The following is a 19,052-nucleotide window of genomic DNA, read 5'->3' on the forward strand; positions in this document are numbered from 1 at the left end:
CCGGGGCCGTGGTTTCCCCAGGCCACCGCCCCGGGGCCTCAGCGGGCCGCGGCCAGCCGCAGCGCCCGGTAGACGAACTGCTGGTCGCCGAGCCGGTGCCGCAGGTCGCGCTCCAGGCCCGCGATCGGGTACAGGTTCTGCGGCGCCCGCGAGTCCTTGTACGGCACGGACGCGAACCGCCCCAGCACGGACTGCGTGAGGTTCGCCAGCTCGGCCACCTCCGGACGCCCGAGGTGCGGCGCCGCTTCGACCCGCACGACCCCCGACCACGGCGGCCCGCCCGCCGACGGCAGCCGCAGGTACCAGGAGTGGCGCACCCACGTCGTGCCCATCAGGAACACCGGCGTCCGCTGGTGGGGGCCGAGCTGCCCGACCATCGCGTTGAGCTCGCCGGGCAGGTACGTCGTCTGGTGGCTCTTGATGAACCCGACCGCGCGCGGCAGGTGCGTGCGGCCGCTCAGCGGGCCGTCCACCACCAGCAGGTCGCTGCCGACGTGGCCGGCGATCGCCTGCCGGGCCGCGGTCGCCGTGTCCAGCTCGGCCTCGGCCAGCTGCTCCTGCAACGCCGACGACAGCACCACCGCCAGCGGCTTGTCCTCCTTGGCCGCGGCGCGGAACGCGCGGTACACCCCCGCCGAAGTCGGGATGTCGGCCGCTTCCGGCGCCACCGTGAACACCCCGCGCCGGACGTCGGTCCCGACGACGTGCGCGCGTCCGTCGCAGCAGCAGACCACCCCGGCCGCGTAGGACGCGCAGAGCCCGATGGACGCCGAGTTCGTCCCGTCCGGGTCGTCGATCCAGACGCGGGCGTCGATCCGGCGGACGCCGTCGACGAACAACACCGCGTCGGGCGGCGACACCGGCGACGGGTCGATCGGGGCCCACTCCGCCATGGGCACCTCGACCTCCAGCTCGACCTCGGCACCCGAGCGCGCCAGCTCTTCGGCCTCCATCGAGCTGCCGTAGCCCGGGTCCCACGAATCGACGCTGAAGTGCATCCCGGCCACGGCCGTCATGCGCCCTCCCTGGTGATGTGCGAACCGGTGCCGTCGCGGGTCACCTGGAACCGCACCGGGACGCGCTCGGCGAGCGCCGGCACGTGCGTGATCACCCCGACCATCCGGGAGCCGGTGGCGGCCAGGTTCTCCAATGTGGACGCCACGACGTCGAGGGTGGCCTCGTCCAGGGTGCCGAAGCCTTCGTCGAGGAAGATCGACTCCAGCTTGGTCGCGCCTTCCGCGGCCATCGCGCCCAGCTGCGACGACAGCGCTAGGGCGAGCGAGAGCGATGCCTGGAACGTCTCGCCGCCGGACAGCGTCTTCACCGGGCGCCGGGCGTCGGCCTCGTTGTGGTCCACCACCAGGAAATCGCCCTTGTCGTGGGTCAGTTCGAACTGCCCGCCGGACAGTTCGAGCAGCGACGCGGACGCCTCGGCGACGAGCGTGTCGAGCGCTCCGGCGATCAGCCAGCGCGGGAACTTGTCCGAGCGCAGCAGGTCCGCGAGCAGCCGCGCGACCTGGGCCTCCGACTCCGCGGCCGCGATGTCGGCCCGCAGCCCGGCCACGCGCGCCACGCGCCGCTTCATCTCCGTGTGGTCGGCTTCCGCGCGCGCCCGCGCGGTCGCCAGCGCGACCGGCACGCGGTCGCGCACCGGCCCGTCCGGCAGCTCGATGCCCAACGCCGTGACGTCGTCGGAAACGGCGCGTTCGGCCGCCTGCAACGCTTCGGCCGCTTCACCCTCGGCCGTCGACGCGACGGCGAGCCGTTCCCGGCGTTCTTTCGCCTGTGCGGCCGCCCAGTCCGTCAACGCGGCCCAGGCGCCCAGGAGGCTTTCGCCGTCGATCGGCGGGGCGCCGAGGCCGACCAGCGGGTCGCGCGCCCGCGACAGCCGTTGCCGTTCGGCCTCGACCTCCTCGGCGATCCGCGCCTGGGCTTCCGCGGCTTGTTTCGCGGCCGCGCGGGCGGTGCGCAGGTCCGCGTCGGCTGCCTTCGTCGCCTTCTCGAGTTCGGCGACCTTCGCCAGCTGCTCGGTGACGACTTCGGCGGCGGGCGCGCCTTCCAGGATCCCGGCCAGTTCGCCGCGACGCTGCCGCGTGGTCGTCAGCGCGGTGCTCGCCGACTGCTCGGCCAGCGCCGCTTCCTGCGCGTGTTTCCGCCGCTGTTCGGCGGTCCGCTCGGCGGAGGCGAGGTCGTCGGCCGCGACGACGGCTTCCTTGCCCGCGGCTTCGGCGGCCGCCTCCAGCGCGGCCAACGCCGTGCGCCGCTCTTCGAGGGTGGCCGCCGCCCACGTGGTCAGCCGCTGCCAGCCCGCCGGGACCTCGTCGGCGTCCACCGCGGGCGCGCCCAGCTCCACCAGCGGATCGCGCGCCGCGCGCAGGGCTTCCCTGGCCGCCGCGAACGATTCCGCCACGCCATCGGCCTCGCGTTGGGCCGCCGCGCGGTCGGCGCGGGCCGCCGCCAGTTCCCGGTCCGCGGCCTGCGCGGCTTCGGCGACGCGGGTGCGGCCCTCGATCGTCGCGGACAGCCACTCGCCCCGCTCGCGCACCGCGGCGACGAGGTCCGCGTAGTCCTGCTCGGAAAAGGACGCCTCGACCGGCCGCCGCAGGACCGCCGACTCGGGTGGGCCGTCGACACCGGCGAGCACGACACGCAGTTCTTCCGCCTGCGCGGCCGCCGACGCGGCGGAGTCGGCGTCGCGGTCCACGGCGCGTTCCAGCTTGCGCAGCACGGACTCGGCCTCGGTGCGGTCCCGTTCGGCCCGCTCCACGCGTTCGCGGGCTTCGGCGAGGTGGGCGTGACCACCGGCGTCCGGCAGGGTCGAGACTTCCTGCTCGCACACCGGGCACGCGTGCCCGACGGTGAGCCCGGCGCGCAGCACCAGGGCCTGCCCGGTCCGTTCGGCTTCGGCCAGCGCGGTCTTCGCCGCGGCGAGTTCGGCGTCGGCGCGGGCGAAGGCTCCTCGCACGGCTTCGAGCTCCTTGCGGCGAGCGGCCTGCTCGGGCGCGGCTTTCCGTTGCGCGTCGCAGACCGTGTAGAGCGTGCGGGCGTCGGAGCGCGCCGAGGCGAGCGGGGCGACGTCCGGCTGCGCGGCCAGCGCGGCCCGGGCTTCGGCGTCGGCGGCTTCGGCGGCACGCAGGCGGGCGTCGGCGTCCGCTGTGCGCTTCGCCACGCGCGCCGAATCCGCCGACAGGTCTCCGAGATCGGCGGGCGGCCGCACCCCGGCCAGCCGGTCGCGGTCCCGGCGGGCTTTCGCGGCTTCGGCGGCCGCGTCCTCGGCCGCGCGGGCCGTCGTGTCCCGCGTCTTCCGGGCCGTCTCGACGGCGGACACGGCTTCGGTCACCGCGGCGGCCGCGGCCTCCTTCGCCCGCGACGCCGCTTTCGCCGCTTCTTCCAGGCCAGGCAGGGCCGACTCGGTCTCGGCGAGTTCCGTGCGAGCGGCGCGGATCCGCTCGAGTTCGGCGCGGGCGGGCGCGGCGGCCAGCGCGGCGCGGGCCGTTTCGTCCGCCGATTCCGCCTTCTCCAGCCCGGTTCGCGCGGCCGTCGCCGCATCCGCCGCGGACTGGCGCCGGGTTTCCAGGTCTTCGACGCCGTCCGGGCGCTCCAGCGCGTCGAGGACGCCCAGCTCCCGCGTCAGCGTGGCGACGAGCTGCCGGGCTTCTTCGTGCGTGCGGGTCGCGTCGCTCAACCCGGGCAGGGCCGCCGTCACGCGCGCGTCCAGCTCCGCGAGCGCCGTCATCCGCGCGGCCAGCCCGTCGACGGCTTCCTCGGTCGCGTCGGCGTAGCTGCCGAGCTGTTCGGTGAGCACGGCGGCGCGCTGCTTCTGCTGCTCCGCCGTCACCCCGGCGCGGCGGCCGATCCGCTCGTAGACCTCCAGGCCCAGCAGCTTGATCAGGATCTTCTGCCGGTCGGCGGCCTTGGCGTGCAGGAACTCCGCGAAGTCGCCCTGCGGCAGCGCCACGCAGGTGCAGAAGTGCTTGAACGTCAACCCGAGCAGGCGTTCGACGGCCGGGGTGACCTCGGAGTCGGCGGCGACCGGGTCGGCGTCGTCCTCCGGCCCGCCGAGCGCGGTGGGGTCGATCAGCCGTTCCAGGCGCACGTTCTTGACGCTGACCGTGGGTTTCTTCCCGCCGCTGCGCCGGACTTCCCGCACGACGTGGTAGCGCGCGCCGCCGGCGTCGAAGACCAGCCGCACGGTGGCGCGGTTCGCCGTCGGAGCGAGCGCGGGCGCGACGAGGCCTTCGTGGTCCCAGCGGGCGACGGATCCGTAGAGGGCGAAGGTGAGCGCGTCGATCACCGTGCTCTTGCCCGCGCCGGTCGGCCCGACGAGCGCGAAGTAGTCCGTGTCCTCGAAGCTGATCTCGGTCTTGTCGCGGAACGACGCGAAGCCGGTCATCTCCAGCAGCACAGGCCGCATGTCACACCCCGCTCGTCTCTTCGTCGTGCAGCCGCGCGAACAAAGACTGGACGCGCTTGTCCTCGACCGCGCGCTCTTCGCAGAAGGACGCGAACAGCTCACCCGGTGACCGGTCGGCCACCGCGCGTTCGCCGCCCGAGGTCGTCACCGCCGCGGCGAACTCCGGGTCGATGCGGATTTCCAGGGCGTTCGGCAGGGCTTCCTGGACTTCCTCGCGCAGCCCGGCCCTGGTCGCCTCACGGACGTAGACGCGGAGGTAGTCCTCGCCGAACTCCTCGGCGCGGGCGGTCAGTTCGGCCACCGTGCCGTGGACGGTCCGCAGCCGCCGCCCCGCGGTGATCGGGATGTCGGTGATCTTCGCCGGCGTCGTGGGCGTCACCTCCACCGCGAGCACCACGCTCTTGTTGTCCTGCTCGCCGAAGTCGACGGCGAACGGCGAACCGCTGTAGTGCACCGGGCACGCGGCGGGCAGCGACTGGCGCCGGTGCAGGTGGCCGAGGGCGACGTAGTGCGGGTCGGCGCCGAACGCCGTCGCCGGCACGTGGTACTCGAAGATGGACTGCGCCGCGCGTTCGCCGCCGCCCATCGCGCCGCCGGTCACCGTCAGGTGCGCCATGACGAGGTTCACCGCACCGTCGGAGAACCCCGACTTGAGGTGCTCCAGGATGTCGCGCACGCGCTGGTCGTACTGGCCGACGTTGTCCGCCGGGGTGCCGGCGAGCAGCTCGGCGGCGCGGACCGCGTAGCGCTGCGAAAGGAACGGCAGCACCGCGACGTTGACGCGCTCGCCGGTCGAGCGCGCGTCGAACGAGTACACGCCGCCGTCGTGCGCCGGGCGCGGATCGCCGGTCAGCTGGATGCCCGCGGCCTTCAGCAGCGGCCGGTACGCCTCGAACGTCGCCGCGTGGTCGTGGTTCCCGGCGATCGCGAGGACCTCGGCACCGGTTTCGCGCAGCGCCATCAGGGCGCGCACGACGAGCTCCTGCGCCGCGGCCGAGGGCGCCGAGGTCTCGTAGAGGTCGCCCGCGACGAGGATCGCGTCGAACGGCTCGTTCCGCGCGATCCGGACGATCTCGCCGAGCACCGCGCGCTGCTCGTCGAGCCGGTTGCGGCCCTTGAGCGTCTTGCCGACGTGCCAGTCGGAGGTGTGCAGGAACTTCACCCTTCGTCCTTCCTTCTGCCGGGTCTCAGAACGGCGGCGGGTCGTCGTCGAACGGGTCGGCGCCGCGCGTGGGCAGGCCCGCGAAGGGATCGGACTTCTTCGACGCCGCCGTCGTGGCCGGCACCTGCCCCGCCTCGGAAAGCCGCGTGGCCCAGGCCGGGAACGGGAAGCCGACCGCGATCGGCACCGGGATCTCCGGCTGGCTCACGAACATCGTGCCCGGCGTGGCCAGCGTCGCGCGGACCCGCTGGCTGGCCGGGAGGAAGCCGTACTCCGGGCGCGAAGCCTCGGCGGCGTCGAGCCTGCCGACGATCCGCACCGAGCTGTTGCTGACGATGCGGCGCTCGACCTCGCTGGCGGTCTGCTGCGCACCGATGAGGATGACACCGAGGGACCGGCCGCGTTCGGCGATGTCGAGCAGCACCTCCTTGATGGGGCTGCTGCCTTCGCGCGGCGCGTACTTGTTCAGCTCGTCCAGCATGGTGAACAGCAGCCCGCCCGGGCCGGCGGCTTCCTTGCGCGCGGTCTCCGCGGCGAGCGTCACACCGACGACGAACCGCTGCGCGCGCTCGACGAGGTTGTGGATGTCCACCACGGTCACCTGCTGGTTCTCCGTGGACAGCTTGCGCGCCGGGTGATCGGCGAGGTCGCCGCGGATGAGCCCGGACAGCGCGCGCTGGCTGGAGCGCAGACGGCGGATGAACGCGTTGACCGTGCCCGCACCGGTGACCGCACCCGCCCAGCTCGCGCGGGTTTCCTCGTCGGTGACGCGCTCGCAGATGACGTCGATGAGCTCGGCGTAGGTGCGGCAAAGCTCGCCGTCGACGTTCGCGGCGCCGTCCTTGCCCGCCGGGGTGCTGTCCAGCCGCAACCGGTTCGCGACCTGGTGGATGACCATCGTGTACTGGTTGCGCTCGTCCTCGGCGTCGGCGAAGACGTAGGGCAGCAGGTCGTTCGCGCAGAACTCCGCGATGGTCCACCAGAAGGCGCCGACGCCGGAGGTCCGCCCGGTGACGTAAGGCTTCCCGGTGGTGTCCGACGGTGTCGGCGGCGCGTAGAAGCCGACCGAGGCGAACGGTTCGGCGGGCAGCCCCAGCTTGAGGTACTCGTCCCTGAGCTTCTCGTCGAGTGCGCGGTTCGGGGTGTCGAGGAACAGCAGGTCCTCGCCCTTGACCGAGAAGACGAGGGCCTTGGCGTTGTGGGCGTTCGGCAGGGCGCCGCCGCGGAAGATCGAGTGCAGCAGGAACAACGCGAACGACGTCTTCGTGGCCACGCCGGAGACACCGCTGATGCTGACGTGCGCGCCGCGGGTGCCGTCGAGGAAGTCCATGTTGAGGTAGACGGGTTCGCCGTCCCGGCCGAGGCCGACCGCCACCTGGCGGGTCATGTTGTCGAAGTACAGCGCCTGTGCGCGATCCTCCCCCACGGCGCGCTCGACGACGGACCCCGGCTTCGGCGGCACGTAGCACTCGGGCTCGACGCGGGTGGTGGCGATCTCGGCGATCTCCTGCACCTGCGCGGGCAGGACGCCGTCGGAGATCAGGAAGACGTCACTGCCGAAGCTGGCGCCTTCGTGCCGCGCGCTGACCTGCGTCACGACACCGTAGGAGGTGACCTGGCCGAGCCCGGGGAGTTCCCGCCGGGTCACGACGACGTCGTCGAGCTGCAGATAGGCATCGGGGTCGATGGCGACGTGGAACTGCAGCGGCGTCGAGTCCTCGGTGCCTGCCACCCGTCCGACCACGGTGGTGAGCGTCTCCTGGTCCACGGTTCTCCCTGTCCGCCCGGGGCTTCCTCCCGCCGCAGACTAGCCCGCCGGTCCGACAGTCCCGCGCCCAACACGGCGTTCCGGCCCGGGGCGCCGCAGCCGTCCCCGCAGGCCACGGCTGCGCCGAACGAGTGAGTTCACCCCACGGGGAAGATCTTTCCGAGCTCGGCCCGGCGTTCCGCCGTTGCGCCGCAACGGCCCCCGGCCGCCCCCCGCGGGCGCTTCCGCCCGCACCACAGCGAAGCGACGCGGCCGGGCTCCGGGCTTCCGCCCGCGCCCAGCGAGCGCCGCACGCCCGGGCTTTTCCCTGCGCCGACGACGGCCTCCCGCTCCAGGCCGGTCCCCGTCCGCCTACCTCGGCCACGGGTGCCTCCCGTTCCGGCCCCCAGCGCGCTTCCGCCTGCGCCACAGCGAAGGCCGCACGCTCGGCTTTCCCCGCGCCGACGACGGCCTCGCACCCGGGCGGCTCCCTCGTTCGCCTCCCTCGGACGCGACCACCGGAACCTCCCGTCCCCGCCCCGGAGACGCTTCCGCCTGCCGCCACGGCGAACGCCGCACGTCCGGTTTCCCTGCGTCGACGGCGGCCTCGCGCCGCGGCCGCGCCCACCAGAGGCCCGCCAACGCCTTCCGTCCCGGCCCCCGGGGACACTTCCGCCTTGCCCCACGGCGAAGCGGCGCCGCGGACCCCGGAGAGCGACCCCGAGGCGGCCCGCGGAGGGCCCCGGCGGCGGGCCGCGATCCCCGATCGCTGCGCGGGATCGGGCCCGGCGTGGCTGGGGACACACGCCGGGGCCACCCTCACCGGCGTGTCGCGGAAAAAGTCTCCGCGGACCCCTCGGGTCCTATATGGACGACCACTGTGGACGGCGCGGGAGGAGAGTTTTGCCTGCTCAGGGCCATGGTCGAAGTCCGGGGCCGGTTCCGGGCGGCGTCCGGCGGCGGTCCCTCGGGAGGCGGAACCAGCGCCCTCGCAAGGAAATATTTCGACCCCCGGTTGGATTTTGTGCGGTATTGGTAATACCGTGTGCAGTGTCGGCCGAGATGGGCCGTGACTAGTAGTTCCACTATGGAGGACTGGAATGACGAACAAGGCCCAGCTGATCGAGGCGCTGTCGGAGCGTCTGGGCGACAAGAAGGTGGCTTCGCAGGCCGTTGACGGTCTGGTCGACATCATCATCCGGACGGTCAACAAGGGCGAAAAGGTCAACATCACCGGCTTCGGGGTGTTCGAGAAGCGCGCCCGCGCCGCTCGCACCGCGCGCAACCCGCGCACCGGCGAGGCCGTGCGGGTCAAGAAGACCAACGTGCCCGCCTTCCGCGCCGGGACCACCTTCAAGGACGTCATCTCCGGCACCAAGAAGCTGCCGAAGGCCACCCCGGTCAAGCGGGCCACCGCTTCGACCACCACCCGCGCGACCGCCGCCAAGGCGACCACCGCGAAGGCCACCACCACGCGGGCCACCACCTCGCGGGCGGCCGCCGCCAAGCCGGCCACCACGCGCTCGACCACGACGCGCACCCGCGCCGCCGCGGCCAAGCCGGCCGCCAAGGCCACCGCCACCAAGGCGGCCCCGAAGACCGCGGCCAAGGCTCCCGCCAAGGCGACCGCGGCCAAGGCCACCACCACCCGCGCGAAGGCCGCCGCCAAGCCGGCCGCCACGAAGACCGCCGCCGCGAAGAAGACCACCGCGGCCAAGGCTCCGGCCAAGCGCACCTCCGCCGCCAAGAAGAAGTAACACCGGCGACCTCGGAAGGGCCCCGCACCCACGTGGTGCGGGGCCCTTCGGCGTTTCCGGCGCGGAGAACGGCGTTCAAGCCACCCGGAACCGGTCCCGCCCCACCCGATGGGGTGAGGGGCCGGACCGCGCCGACGGTTGCCGCCGGGCCGCGCGGGGTAGTCGTCGGAAATGACGTCCCCCGGCAAGGAGTGGTGATGACCGCGAACGAGAACCAGGATCCCGAGGCGGACCTCGCCCGGTCCCGGCAGCACATCCAGGAAGCCAAAGACGCCGCCAAGGAGGCGGATCTCGCCGATCCGGCCGAAGGGATGGCCGACGAGGCACTCGAAACGGACCCGCCGTACCACCACGGCGAACAGGGCACGACACCGTCGGGAACCTAGTTTCCGCGCCGCCTTTTTACCGTCGCCTTGTGAATTCCCGGATCTCCGCGGCGCCGGTGGTCACAGGAAATTGCCCCGGCGATCCCCGGCTGGATACACTCCACCCAAGAACGACGACCATTGTGCAAGTTGTCACACGTCGCGTTCCCGGACGCACATCCAGCTTGAGGAGCATTCACGTGGCCCAGAAAGTCCTCGTCGAGATCCTGGACGACATCGACGGCAGCACCGCCGCCCAGACCGTTCAGTTCGGTCTCGACGGCGTCACCTACGAAATCGACCTGTCGGACCAGAACGCGACCGCCCTGCGCGACGAGCTGGCCCGCTACATCGCCGCCGGGCGGCGCATCGGCGGCCGGAAGGTCCGCGTCGCGACCGGGCAGTCGACCACGACGAGCACCACGGACCGGGAACGCAACCAGCAGATCCGCGCCTGGGCCAACGCGAACGGCTACGAGGTTTCCGAGCGCGGCCGCCTTTCTTCCGAGGTGATCGCGGCCTACGAGACGGCACAGGCGGCGGAGGCCGAAACCCCCGCCGCCGCGCCGCGCAAGCGGGCGCCGCGCAAGAAGGTGGCCGCCGCCAAGAAGTGACGGCGGTGGCTGTCAGAACACTGGGGAGACAACGCGGAACCGGGCCCGCCGGCGGCGAGGAAGAACCACCTCGACCGCCGGCGGTGCCTTTTTCTTTGAACCTTTCGAAACGGACACGGCCGTAACGGTCCCGGGCGGGTTCCCCGACTTACCGGCACGACGCTCGACGAGCGGGAGTGCCGATGACCGGAACCCCAGCACCCGTTGTGGTGGAACTGCGCGTCCACGGCGTGCACGGGACACCACCCGAGGTCATGCTCGGCGATCCCGAGCCCCGGCGGGTCGCCGGGGACGACATGGCCCGGTTCTTCCGCAGGCGCCAGCTCCTGGCGACGCCACCCGTGGGCGGTACGGCACGCAGGTGGCGCATCGTCGAAGCCTTCCATTGGGGACGCTTCACCTCCGGCTCGCCCAGCCGCGCGTTGTGGCTCGCGCTCGCGCCGTTCGCCTTGCTGAACCTCTCGCGCTACGCGCTGCTCCTGCCCGGCGGCAAGCGCACCGGCGGGGCCCGGTTCGCCGACGCCGTGCTGCGGCTGCTCGGCCTGGTGCTCACCTCGATGCTCGTCACGAACGTCGCGTACGTGTCCCTCGAAATCGTGATGCACCAGTGCGCCGCCAGCGTCGTCTGCCTCCAGGACAACCCGTGGCTGGCGAAGGTCACCAGCGCGGAGGTCGGGCCGCGGCTGCTGCTCGGCGCGGCACCGCCCGTGGCCGTCGTGCTCCTCTTCTGGTGGTTCGGCCGCCAGTCGTTCCTCTACGAACCACGCGGCACCCTGCGCGCGTGGGCCAGCCCGAACGGCACGTTCGGCGACGCCGCGTTCTGGCACACGTCCCCGAAAGCCCCGACCCTGCGGGCGATGCACGTCGCCGCGTCCTGCACCGTGCTCGGGTTGCTCTTCAACGCCTTCCTCGCGCTCAAGGACGGTCTCCACCTCGTGGTGCTCGGCGTCGGCTCGGTCTTGCTGCTCGCCGTGCTGGTCGTCGTCGCGTGGGGACCGGAACCGAAGAACCTGAAAGCCGATCCCCGGGGCCGGGACGCGGTCGAGCTGCCGGTGTTCGTGACCCCGCTTCGCTGGCTCTGCGCCGCATACCTGCTCGGCACCGGCGCGTGGACGACGGCCGCGCTGTGGTCCGAAACGCACCTCGACCCGGCGCCGCTCGCCGGGTTCGAAGCGGCGCCCCGGATCGAAGCCGTTTCGGCCATGGTGCTGCTGCTGATCGGGTTGACGATCGCCTGTGCGTGGCTGCGCGTCTCCTCCGCCGGCAAGCGGCTCATGGCCACGGAAGACGCCTTCCGGCCGCTGTGGAAGGGGTGGGGCACGTGGGTGCTCGCCGCCGTCGCGACCCTGCTCGCCGCGGGGTTCAGCGGTGGACTGGCGTTCCGCGTCGCCGACTTGCTCGGGAAGCCGGTCCGCACCCGCGGCGACGTCCCCGACGTCGCCGAGGCGTGCGGCTGCCGCGACGTCGAATGGCCGATCCAGCTCGGCGTGAGCTACTGGACCAGCGCGTGGCTTTGGGGTGTCTTCGCGATCGGGCTCCTGCTGTTCCTGCTCCCGCTGGCCGCCGCGCTCGGCGGTCAGCGCCGGGCGGCCGCGCTCTTCCTCGGCGGCGCCGCGTTCGGTGCGGCGGCCCTGGCGTTCTTCTGGACCGGGCGAGCCTGGCCACCCGCGCTGCCCACGGCCGGGTTGCTGTTCGCCGCCGGAGGAGTCGCGTGGTGGCGCGGGTGGGGTCACGACGGGCTCGCCGAGCGCGCCGCGGCCGACTACCCCGCCGACGTTCCGCCCGATCCCCGGGTGGTCCGCCGGGTCAGCACGGTCTGGCGGCTCGCGCTCACCAAGTACCGGTACCACTGGGGGCTGACGGTCCTGGCGGTCGGCGGCGGCGTGCTCGTCGGCCTGGCCGGGGTCGTGGCGCTGCTGCGGACGTTCGTCGTGTCGTGGCGGGACGAGCTGGATTCGGCGCTGGAGCACGTGGAATCCCCGCAACTGACCACCATCGGCGCGTGGGTGCTCGCCGGGTTGCTCAGCGCCCTGCTGCTGCTCGGCCTCCGGTCCTGGCAGGGGGCGAAGCTGCGGACCGCGGTCGGCGTCGTGTGGGACCTGCTCGCGTTCTGGCCCCGGCTGGTGCACCCGATCTGCCCACCGCCCTACGGCGGCCGCGCCGTGCTCGAGACGGCGCACCGCGCGAAGTACCTCGGCGAGAACGTCGCCGACGCCGTCGTGTTGTCCGGTCACAGCCAGGGCAGCGTCGTCTGCGCGGCCGCGCTTTCCGTGCTGCGGCGGGAAGGCACGTCCCTGCGCAAGATCGGCTTCGTCAGCTACGGCTCGCAGCTGCAGTGGGCGTACCCGCGGGTGTTCCCGGCCTACCTGGGCTACGAACGGATCGAGCGGGTGTGGAGCGAACTCGACCAGCGGTGGTACAACGTCTTCCGCTGGACCGACCCACTGGGCGGCCCGGTGCTGACCTGGCCGGCGACCGGCCGGACGTGGCCGGCGGACGAGGTTCGGTGGACCGGTTTCCCCACCCCGGGGCCGCTGGAATCCGGCGTGGTGGTCGCGGGCGAACCGCACGAGGGCGAGAACGGCGCGGTCGAAACGGCGATGGCCTTCCGCCTCGGGCACGACATCCGGTTGCGCGATCCCGAGTTCGCGGCCGACCACGACGACCGGCCCAAGTCGCCGTTGCGCGGGCACAGCGCGTACTACGACGACCCGGTGTTCGACGTGGTGGTGGCGAACCTCGCGGACGTCATCCGCGGACGGCGCGCCGGGATGTGACGGCGGCGCTAGAGTCGATACCGGTCACAATCCGCCCGGTAGCAAGGAACTCCATGCCCCGACCCGCGGCTCGCGTGCTCGCCCTGCTGGAGATCCTGCAGGGCGGCGGGACTCGCCCGACAGCCGAGCTGGCCGAACGGCTCGAGGTGGACGAGCGCACGGTGCGGCGCTACATCGAGCACCTGGTCGACTTGGACGTACCGGTCGACTCGGTGCGCGGCCGCTACGGCGGCTACCGTCTGGCGCCGGGTTACCGGATGCCGCCGTTGATGCTGACCGACGAAGAGGCGGTGGCCGTCCTGCTCGGGCTGGTGGCCGGGCGCCGCGCGGGAGTGGTGACGGCGTCGGCGACGGCGGTGGAAAGCGCGACGGCCAAGCTGCGCCGGGTGCTCCCGAAGCGACTGGCGGCGCGGCTCGAAGCGTTGCTGGACAACGCGGACTTCACGGCCCCGGTCCGCCCGGCGACGCACCCGGAGACCGAGGTGCTGCTGCGGGTGGCCGACGCCATGCGCGACCGCCGCCCCGTCGAAATCGGCTACACGGGCCGCGAGGGGCGAAGCAGCGAACGGGTCGTGCACCCGTACGGAATCGTCGCCCACTCGGGCAAGTGGTACGTGACAGGAGCGGATTCGGCAAGCGGCGAGGTGCGTTCGTTCCGCGTGGACCGCATAACGCGCGCGGCGGCCCGCGAGGGAGCGTTCGAGGTACCGGAGGGCTTCGACCCGGCGGCCCACCTCCTGGAGGATCTGGCGCGGACACCGTGGCGCCACCAGGTATCGGTCCGAGTACGCGGCGACGCCGAAGGGATCCGGTCGCGCCTGCCGCCGGGAATCGCCCGGGTGAACGCCACCGAGGACGGCTGGGTCCGGGTGCGGTTCCAGGCGGAGAGGTGGGAGTGGGTCCCGGGAGTCCTCATCGGACTCGACGCGCGGTTCGTGGTCGAGGAACCACCCGAGCTGCGCGACCACCTCCGCACGCTGGCGCACCGCTTGCTGGAGGCGAGCGAGTAGCCGCCTGGCAAGGCCGCGGCGGCGGTGCCTCGCGCGCGGTGGCTTGGCACAGCGACCCGGGCAGCGCCATCGCCTGGCCTGTCGACCGCATCGGGGCGGCGCGCGGCGGCCTGGCGCAGCGTCCTCCAGCGGCCGCTCGCCGCGACTCGGGCAAACACCATCGCCCGCCCCGTTCACAGCACCGACGCAGCGCGCAGCCGCCTGGCACAGCATCTCCCGGCGGCCCCCCGCCGCGACTCGGGCAACACCATCGCCCGCCCCCGCTCCCCGCGTCGAAGCAGCAGCGCGCAGCGGCCCGGCACCACCCGAGCCCGGGCTCCCGAACCCCGCGCAACGAAAACGGCACCGACCGAAGTCGATGCCGTTTTCGTGAAGTACCCCCGATGGGATTCGAACCCACGCTACCGGCGTGAGAGGCCGGCGTCCTAGGCCGCTAGACGACGGGGGCTTAGGATCTTTCCCTGGTTTCCCAGGGGCTTTTCTGTTTTTCTTGCTGGAGAGAACTTACCAGAGGCGATTTCTCGCTCCGCAGGGGGGTCACTCTCCGCAGCTGGGGTACCAGGACTCGAACCTAGACTAACTGGACCAGAACCAGTCGTGCTGCCAATTACACCATACCCCAGTGAGGTACATCCCCGGCTCGCCGGTTCAGCACCGCACGAGGAGAAATACTAGAGCACGCCGTTCCGGACCGTGTACGCGGGGGTGCCACTGCGCCGCTGGGCGGGGACGCCGATCGTCGCGTACTCCGAAACCAGCAGCTCAGGCAGCTCGGCGAGGCCGGCCACCGTGTGGACGCCCTCGGGGGCGCGCTCGCCGATGCCGTCGCGGTCGAGCCAGACCGCGCCGAGGCCCGCGTCGTGCGCGCCGATCGCGTCCGTGTCCAGCTTGTCGCCCACGTGGACCGCCTGGGCGGGTGCGCAGCCCAGGCCGAGGCAGACCGTGTGGAACATCACCGGATCGGGTTTGGCCACGCCCAGCTCGCCCGCGATCGCGACGTGGTCGAAAAACGGTGCCAGGCCCAGGTCGGCGATCTTCTTGCGCTGGTGGGTGCCCGAGGCGTTCGTCACCGCGGCCAGCATCAGGCCGGCGGCGCGGAGCCATTCCAGGCAGTCGAGGACGTCGTCGAACAGCTGCCACGAGTGGTCGAGCAGCTCTCTTCGGCGGCGCTCGAACGAGCTGACCTGCTCGGCGTCGGCGAGGATGCCGATCTCGGCGAGGAAGCAGTCGGTGCGGCGCTGGTGCATGGTCGCGTAGTCGAGCTCACCGGCGACGACGAGCGCGACGTGCTCTTCGGTGATCAGGTCCCACAGCGGCCACAGGTCGCCCCGGCCGGTGAGGATGTGGAGGCTGCGGCGGATCGCGGCGGTGCAGTCGATCAAGGTGTCGTCGATGTCCAGGCACACCAGCCGGAGCTCGGGCGGCGCCCAGGGCTCGGGCGCCGCCGCGGCGGGCGGGGCGGTTCGCGACGGGGTCCGGGGTGCCAGGGCGAAATCCACCCAGTGAGGCTAGGGCAACCGCCGCGTTCGCGACGCTGCCAAAGAGGTGATTGCCGCTCCCCTGTTCCGGCTCACCGGTTCTACTCCCAGTTGGCGAACCGTCTTCTTTCGGTTATCCGGCCAATGCGCGACGGAGACGTCCCAACGAGACATCCCGGCCGAGCAGCTCCATCGATTCGTACAGCGGAGGAGAAACCGTCCGTCCGGTCACGGCGACGCGAACCGGCGCGAAAGCCTTGCGGGGCTTGAGACCCAGACCGTCCACAAGGGCGTCTTTGAGCGCCTGCTCGATGGCCGCGGTCTCCCACGACGGCAGTGCCTCGAGCGCCGCCACGGCCGCCGCGAGCACCGGCTGCGCAGCCTCGCCGAGGTTCTTCGCCGCGGCGTCTTCCTCCGGCGCGAAAGCGTCTTCGGACACGAAGAGGAAGCGCACCATCGGAGCGGCGTCGGAGAGGACGGTCACACGCTCCTGCACCAGCGGCGCGATCGCGGCCAGCCGGGCCCGCTGCTCCTCGCTCGGCGATTCCGGCAGGACACCCGCGGTGACGAGGTAGGGCGTGACGCGCGAAACGAACTCGGCCGCCGGCAGCGCCCGCACGTGGGTGCCGTTGATGGCCTCGGCCTTCTTGACGTCGAAGCGGGCCGGGTTGGCGCTGACCTTCGTGACGTCGAACGCGGCGATCATCTCGTCGACGCCGAACACGTCGCGGTCGTCGGCGATGCCCCAGCCCAGCAGGGCCAGGTAGTTGAGCAGGCCCTCGCGGATGAAGCCCCGGTCGCGGTAGTTGAAGAGGTTCGACGAAGGGTCGCGTTTGGACAGTTTCTTGTTGCCCTCGCCCATGACGTAGGGCAGGTGGCCGAACCGCGGAGTGAATTCCGCCACGTCGACGCGCTCGAGCGCCGCGTACAGCGCGATCTGGCGGGGCGTGGAGGGCAGGAGGTCCTCGCCGCGCAGCACGTGCGTGATCTTCATCAGCGCGTCGTCGACCGGGTTGGTCAGCGTGTACAGCGGCTCGCCGTTGGCGCGCACCAGCACCGGGTCGGGGATGGTGCCGGCCGGGAACGTGATGTCGCCGCGGACCAGGTCGGTCCAGCCGATGTCGGTGTCGGGCATCCGCAGCCGCAGCACCGGCGCGCGGCCCTCGGCACGGTAGGCGGCGCGCTGCTCTTCGGTGAGGTCGCGGTCGAAGTTGTCGTAGCCGAGCTTGGGGTCGAGACCGGCCGCCTTGCGCCGAGCCTCGACCTCTTCGTTCGTCGAGAACGCTTCGTACAGTTCGCCCGCTTCGAGGAGCTTCGCCGCGACGTCGGCGTAGACCGCGCGGCGCTCGCTCTGGCGGTACGGCCCGTACGGCCCGCCGACCTCGGGGCCCTCGTCCCAGTCGATGCCGAGCCAGTGCAGGGCGTCGAGGAGCTGCTCGTAGGACTCCTGGGAGTCGCGCGCGGCGTCGGTGTCTTCGATCCGGAAGACCAGTTGCCCCTGGTTGTGCCGGGCGAAGGCCCAGTTGAACAGGGCCGTGCGGATCAGCCCGACGTGCGGGGTGCCGGTCGGCGAGGGACAGAAGCGCGCGCGAACCACCGAATTCTCACTCATAGCCCGATCAGCGTATCCGCCGCCACATCGCTTGACGCAGGGACCGGCCGGGTGCATCCTCAAGTTATTCAACAGGCGATGAATAGATGGGGAGATGGTGGAGATGACCGAGCGCACGGGCTGCGTCGTCATCGGCGGCGGACCGGCCGGGATGGTCGCGGGACTCCTGCTGGCCAGGGCCGGCGTCGAGGTGACGGTGCTGGAGAAGCACGCCGACTTCCTGCGCGACTTCCGCGGCGACACGGTCCACCCGTCGACGTTGACGCTGCTCGACGAGCTGGGGCTGGGCGAGCGCTTCCACGCGCTGCCGCACAGCGAGCTGCGCGCGGCCGGCTTCCCGCAGGAGAACGGCGACATGATGAAGCTCGCCGACTTCACCCGGCTGAAGGTCCCCCACCCGTACATCGCGATGGTGCCGCAGTGGGACTTCCTCGACCTGCTGGCCGAGAGCGCGCGCAAGGAACCGACGTTCGTCCTGCGGATGGAGACCGAATGCACCGGGCTGGTCCGCGAACACGGCCGCGTCGCGGGCATCACCTACCGCACGGCGGCCGGTGAGACCGGCGAACTGCGCGCCGACCTGGTGATCGCCGCCGACGGCCGGTGGTCGCTGGCCCGCCGGGAAGCCGGGCTGGTGCCGCGCGAGTACGACTGCCCGTTCGACGTCTGGTGGTTCCGGCTCTCGCGCGGCGAAGGCGAGGAAGGGGGCATGCTGCTGCCGAAGATGCGCGACCGCCGGTTCGCGGTGCCGCTCCCCCGGCCGGACTTCTACCAGGTCGCCTACCTCGCGCCGAAGGGCGAGGACTTGCGCGAGCAGGGCATCGAGGCGTTCCGGGAGAACGTGACGCAGATCTGTCCCGAGTTCACCGACCGCGTGCACGAACTCGAGACGATGGACGACGTCAAGTTCCTCGACGTGCGGCTCAACCTGCTCCCCAAGTGGCACGTCGAGGGGTTGCTGTGCGTCGGCGACGCGGCGCACGCGATGTCGCCGATCGGCGGGGTCGGCATCAACCTGGCGGTGCAGGACGCGGTCGCGGCGGCGACGCTGCTGGCCGAACCGCTGCGCCGGGGGCGTCCCACGCAGGCCGACCTGGCGAAGGTCCGCGCGCGGCGGCTGGCGCCGACGCTGCTGGTGCAGGGGCTGCAGCGGCTGCTGCACCGCGGCGTCGTGCGCGCGGTGATGAACGGCAAGCGCAACGGCCCGCCCGCGCCGATGATCAAGGCGTTCGCGCGGTTCCCGCGGCTGTCGTACCTCCCGGCCCGGCTCCTCGGCCTCGGGCTGCGGCCGGAGCACGCTCCGGCGTTCGCCCGGCGGCCGATGGAGCCGGTGGCGAGGGATTAGACGTTCTCGACGGGGTTGGTCAGGGTGCCGATGCCTTCGATGGTGATCGAGACGCTCTGGCCGCCCTCGATCGGGCCGACGCCCTCGGGCGTGCCGGTGAGGATGACGTCACCGGGCAGGAGCGTCATCACGCCGGAGACGAACTCGACCAGCTCGGGGATCTTGTGGACGAGGTCGGACGTGCGGCCGTCCTGCTTCAGCTCGCCGTCGACCTCGGCCTTGAGGGAGAGGTCGGACGCGTCGAGCGACGTCTCGATCCACGGCCCGAGCGGGCAGAAGGTGTCGAAGCCCTTGGCGCGGCCCCACTGGCCGTCGGACTTCTGGAGGTCGCGGGCGCTGACGTCGTTGGCGACCGTGTAGCCGAGGATGGCGCTCGCGGCGCGGGCGGCGGGCACGTTCTTCACCGGCTGCCCGATGACGATGGCCAGCTCGCCCTCGAAGTCGACGCGGCCGACGTCCGACGGGCGCCGGATCGGCGCGTTCGGGCCGATGACCGTGGTCGAGGGCTTGATGAACAGCATCGGCGCGGCGGGCACCTCGTTGCCGAACTCGGCCGCGTGCTTGGCGTAGTTGCGGCCGACGGCGATCACCTTGGACGGCAGGATCGGCGCGAGCAGCCGGACGTCGGCCAGCGGCCACCGCTTGCCGGTGAAGTTCGGCTGGCCGAAGGGGTGCTCGGCGATTTCGAGGACCTGGGCGTCGTCACCGTCGCCTTCGATCGAGGCGAACGCGACACCACCGGGATGAGCAATACGGGCTAGGCGCACGGCG

At 72.2% G+C, this 19,052-nt stretch carries 13 protein-coding genes and 2 tRNA genes; 6 read left to right on the top strand and 9 right to left on the bottom strand.

The window, feature by feature from the left end; genetic code table 11:
* Positions 1-38: 38 nt before the first annotated feature.
* The 4 genes from QP939_RS02280 to QP939_RS02295 are packed head-to-tail and all read right to left on the bottom strand — an operon-like array spanning position 39 to position 7,344.
* Entirely contained in the window at positions 39-1,016 is a 978-nt protein-coding gene (locus QP939_RS02280; RefSeq protein WP_285454825.1) for a hypothetical protein, read from the bottom strand.
* Positions 1,013-4,414: an AAA family ATPase gene (locus tag QP939_RS02285; protein WP_285454826.1), complete on the bottom strand. Its 3,402-nt coding sequence runs from the start codon at positions 4,412-4,414 to the stop codon at positions 1,013-1,015. The genes QP939_RS02280 and QP939_RS02285 overlap by 4 nt, the downstream gene beginning before the upstream one ends.
* Position 4,415: 1 nt before the next feature.
* Positions 4,416-5,576, bottom strand: a complete 1,161-nt coding sequence (locus QP939_RS02290) for an exonuclease SbcCD subunit D (RefSeq protein ID WP_285454827.1) — start codon at positions 5,574-5,576, stop codon at positions 4,416-4,418.
* A gap of 25 nt (positions 5,577-5,601) precedes the next feature.
* Positions 5,602-7,344, bottom strand: coding sequence for an ATP-binding protein (locus QP939_RS02295; protein WP_285454828.1), 1,743 nt, complete (start codon positions 7,342-7,344; stop codon positions 5,602-5,604).
* A 1,079-nt stretch (positions 7,345-8,423) separates the two neighbouring features.
* On the opposite strand from QP939_RS02295, the gene QP939_RS02300 reads away from it, so the two are divergent.
* The 5 genes from QP939_RS02300 to QP939_RS02320 all read left to right on the top strand — a co-directional run bounded on the left by QP939_RS02300 (position 8,424) and on the right by QP939_RS02320 (position 13,846).
* Positions 8,424-9,080, top strand: a complete 657-nt coding sequence (locus QP939_RS02300; protein ID WP_285454829.1) for an HU family DNA-binding protein — start codon at positions 8,424-8,426, stop codon at positions 9,078-9,080.
* Positions 9,081-9,277: 197 nt separating this feature from the next.
* A complete protein-coding gene (locus tag QP939_RS02305; protein ID WP_285454831.1) occupies positions 9,278-9,466 on the top strand; it encodes a hypothetical protein in 189 nt (62 codons plus the stop codon).
* A gap of 179 nt (positions 9,467-9,645) precedes the next feature.
* Positions 9,646-10,059, top strand: a complete 414-nt coding sequence (locus QP939_RS02310) for a histone-like nucleoid-structuring protein Lsr2 (protein ID WP_285454832.1) — start codon at positions 9,646-9,648, stop codon at positions 10,057-10,059.
* A gap of 182 nt (positions 10,060-10,241) precedes the next feature.
* Entirely contained in the window at positions 10,242-12,836 is a 2,595-nt protein-coding gene (locus tag QP939_RS02315; RefSeq protein ID WP_285454834.1) for a hypothetical protein, read from the top strand.
* A gap of 53 nt (positions 12,837-12,889) precedes the next feature.
* Complete coding sequence (locus tag QP939_RS02320) at positions 12,890-13,846, top strand: helix-turn-helix transcriptional regulator (RefSeq protein ID WP_285454835.1); 957 nt, start codon at positions 12,890-12,892, stop codon at positions 13,844-13,846.
* A gap of 375 nt (positions 13,847-14,221) precedes the next feature.
* Here QP939_RS02320 and QP939_RS02325 read toward each other — a convergent pair.
* The 4 genes from QP939_RS02325 to gltX all read right to left on the bottom strand — a co-directional run bounded on the left by QP939_RS02325 (position 14,222) and on the right by gltX (position 16,936).
* Positions 14,222-14,294, bottom strand: a tRNA-Glu gene (locus tag QP939_RS02325).
* Between the two features lie 102 nt (positions 14,295-14,396).
* Positions 14,397-14,468: transfer RNA gene (locus QP939_RS02330), tRNA-Gln, on the bottom strand.
* Between the two features lie 49 nt (positions 14,469-14,517).
* The gene (locus QP939_RS02335) at positions 14,518-15,252 is read right to left on the bottom strand and encodes an HAD family hydrolase (protein WP_285459620.1); all 735 of its coding nucleotides are present in this window, start codon (positions 15,250-15,252) and stop codon (positions 14,518-14,520) included.
* A gap of 205 nt (positions 15,253-15,457) precedes the next feature.
* A complete protein-coding gene (gltX, locus tag QP939_RS02340) occupies positions 15,458-16,936 on the bottom strand; it encodes a glutamate--tRNA ligase (RefSeq protein WP_285454836.1) in 1,479 nt (492 codons plus the stop codon).
* A gap of 94 nt (positions 16,937-17,030) precedes the next feature.
* On the opposite strand from gltX, the gene QP939_RS02345 reads away from it, so the two are divergent.
* A complete protein-coding gene (locus QP939_RS02345) occupies positions 17,031-18,281 on the top strand; it encodes an FAD-dependent oxidoreductase (RefSeq protein ID WP_285454837.1) in 1,251 nt (416 codons plus the stop codon).
* Here QP939_RS02345 and QP939_RS02350 read toward each other — a convergent pair.
* Positions 18,278-19,048, bottom strand: a complete 771-nt coding sequence (locus tag QP939_RS02350; RefSeq protein WP_285454838.1) for a fumarylacetoacetate hydrolase family protein — start codon at positions 19,046-19,048, stop codon at positions 18,278-18,280. The genes QP939_RS02345 and QP939_RS02350 overlap by 4 nt on opposite strands.
* Between the last annotated feature and the right edge of the window lie 4 nt (positions 19,049-19,052).

The organism is Amycolatopsis nalaikhensis, assembly GCF_030264295.1.
Taxonomy (GTDB): Bacteria; Actinomycetota; Actinomycetes; order Mycobacteriales; family Pseudonocardiaceae; genus Amycolatopsis; species Amycolatopsis nalaikhensis.

Excerpts from the sequence above, each read along its gene's own strand:
- gltX (WP_285454836.1), bottom strand. The coding sequence starts at position 16,936 with ATGAGTGAGAATTCGGTGGTTCGCGCGCGCTTCTGTCCCTCGCCGACC.
- QP939_RS02305 (WP_285454831.1), top strand. The coding sequence starts at position 9,278 with ATGACCGCGAACGAGAACCAGGATCCCGAGGCGGACCTCGCCCGGTCC.
- QP939_RS02285 (WP_285454826.1), bottom strand. The coding sequence starts at position 4,414 with ATGCGGCCTGTGCTGCTGGAGATGACCGGCTTCGCGTCGTTCCGCGAC.
- QP939_RS02300 (WP_285454829.1), top strand. The coding sequence starts at position 8,424 with ATGACGAACAAGGCCCAGCTGATCGAGGCGCTGTCGGAGCGTCTGGGC.
- QP939_RS02345 (WP_285454837.1), top strand. The coding sequence starts at position 17,031 with ATGGTGGAGATGACCGAGCGCACGGGCTGCGTCGTCATCGGCGGCGGA.
- QP939_RS02315 (WP_285454834.1), top strand. The coding sequence starts at position 10,242 with ATGACCGGAACCCCAGCACCCGTTGTGGTGGAACTGCGCGTCCACGGC.
- QP939_RS02280 (WP_285454825.1), bottom strand. The coding sequence starts at position 1,016 with ATGACGGCCGTGGCCGGGATGCACTTCAGCGTCGATTCGTGGGACCCG.
- QP939_RS02320 (WP_285454835.1), top strand. The coding sequence starts at position 12,890 with ATGCCCCGACCCGCGGCTCGCGTGCTCGCCCTGCTGGAGATCCTGCAG.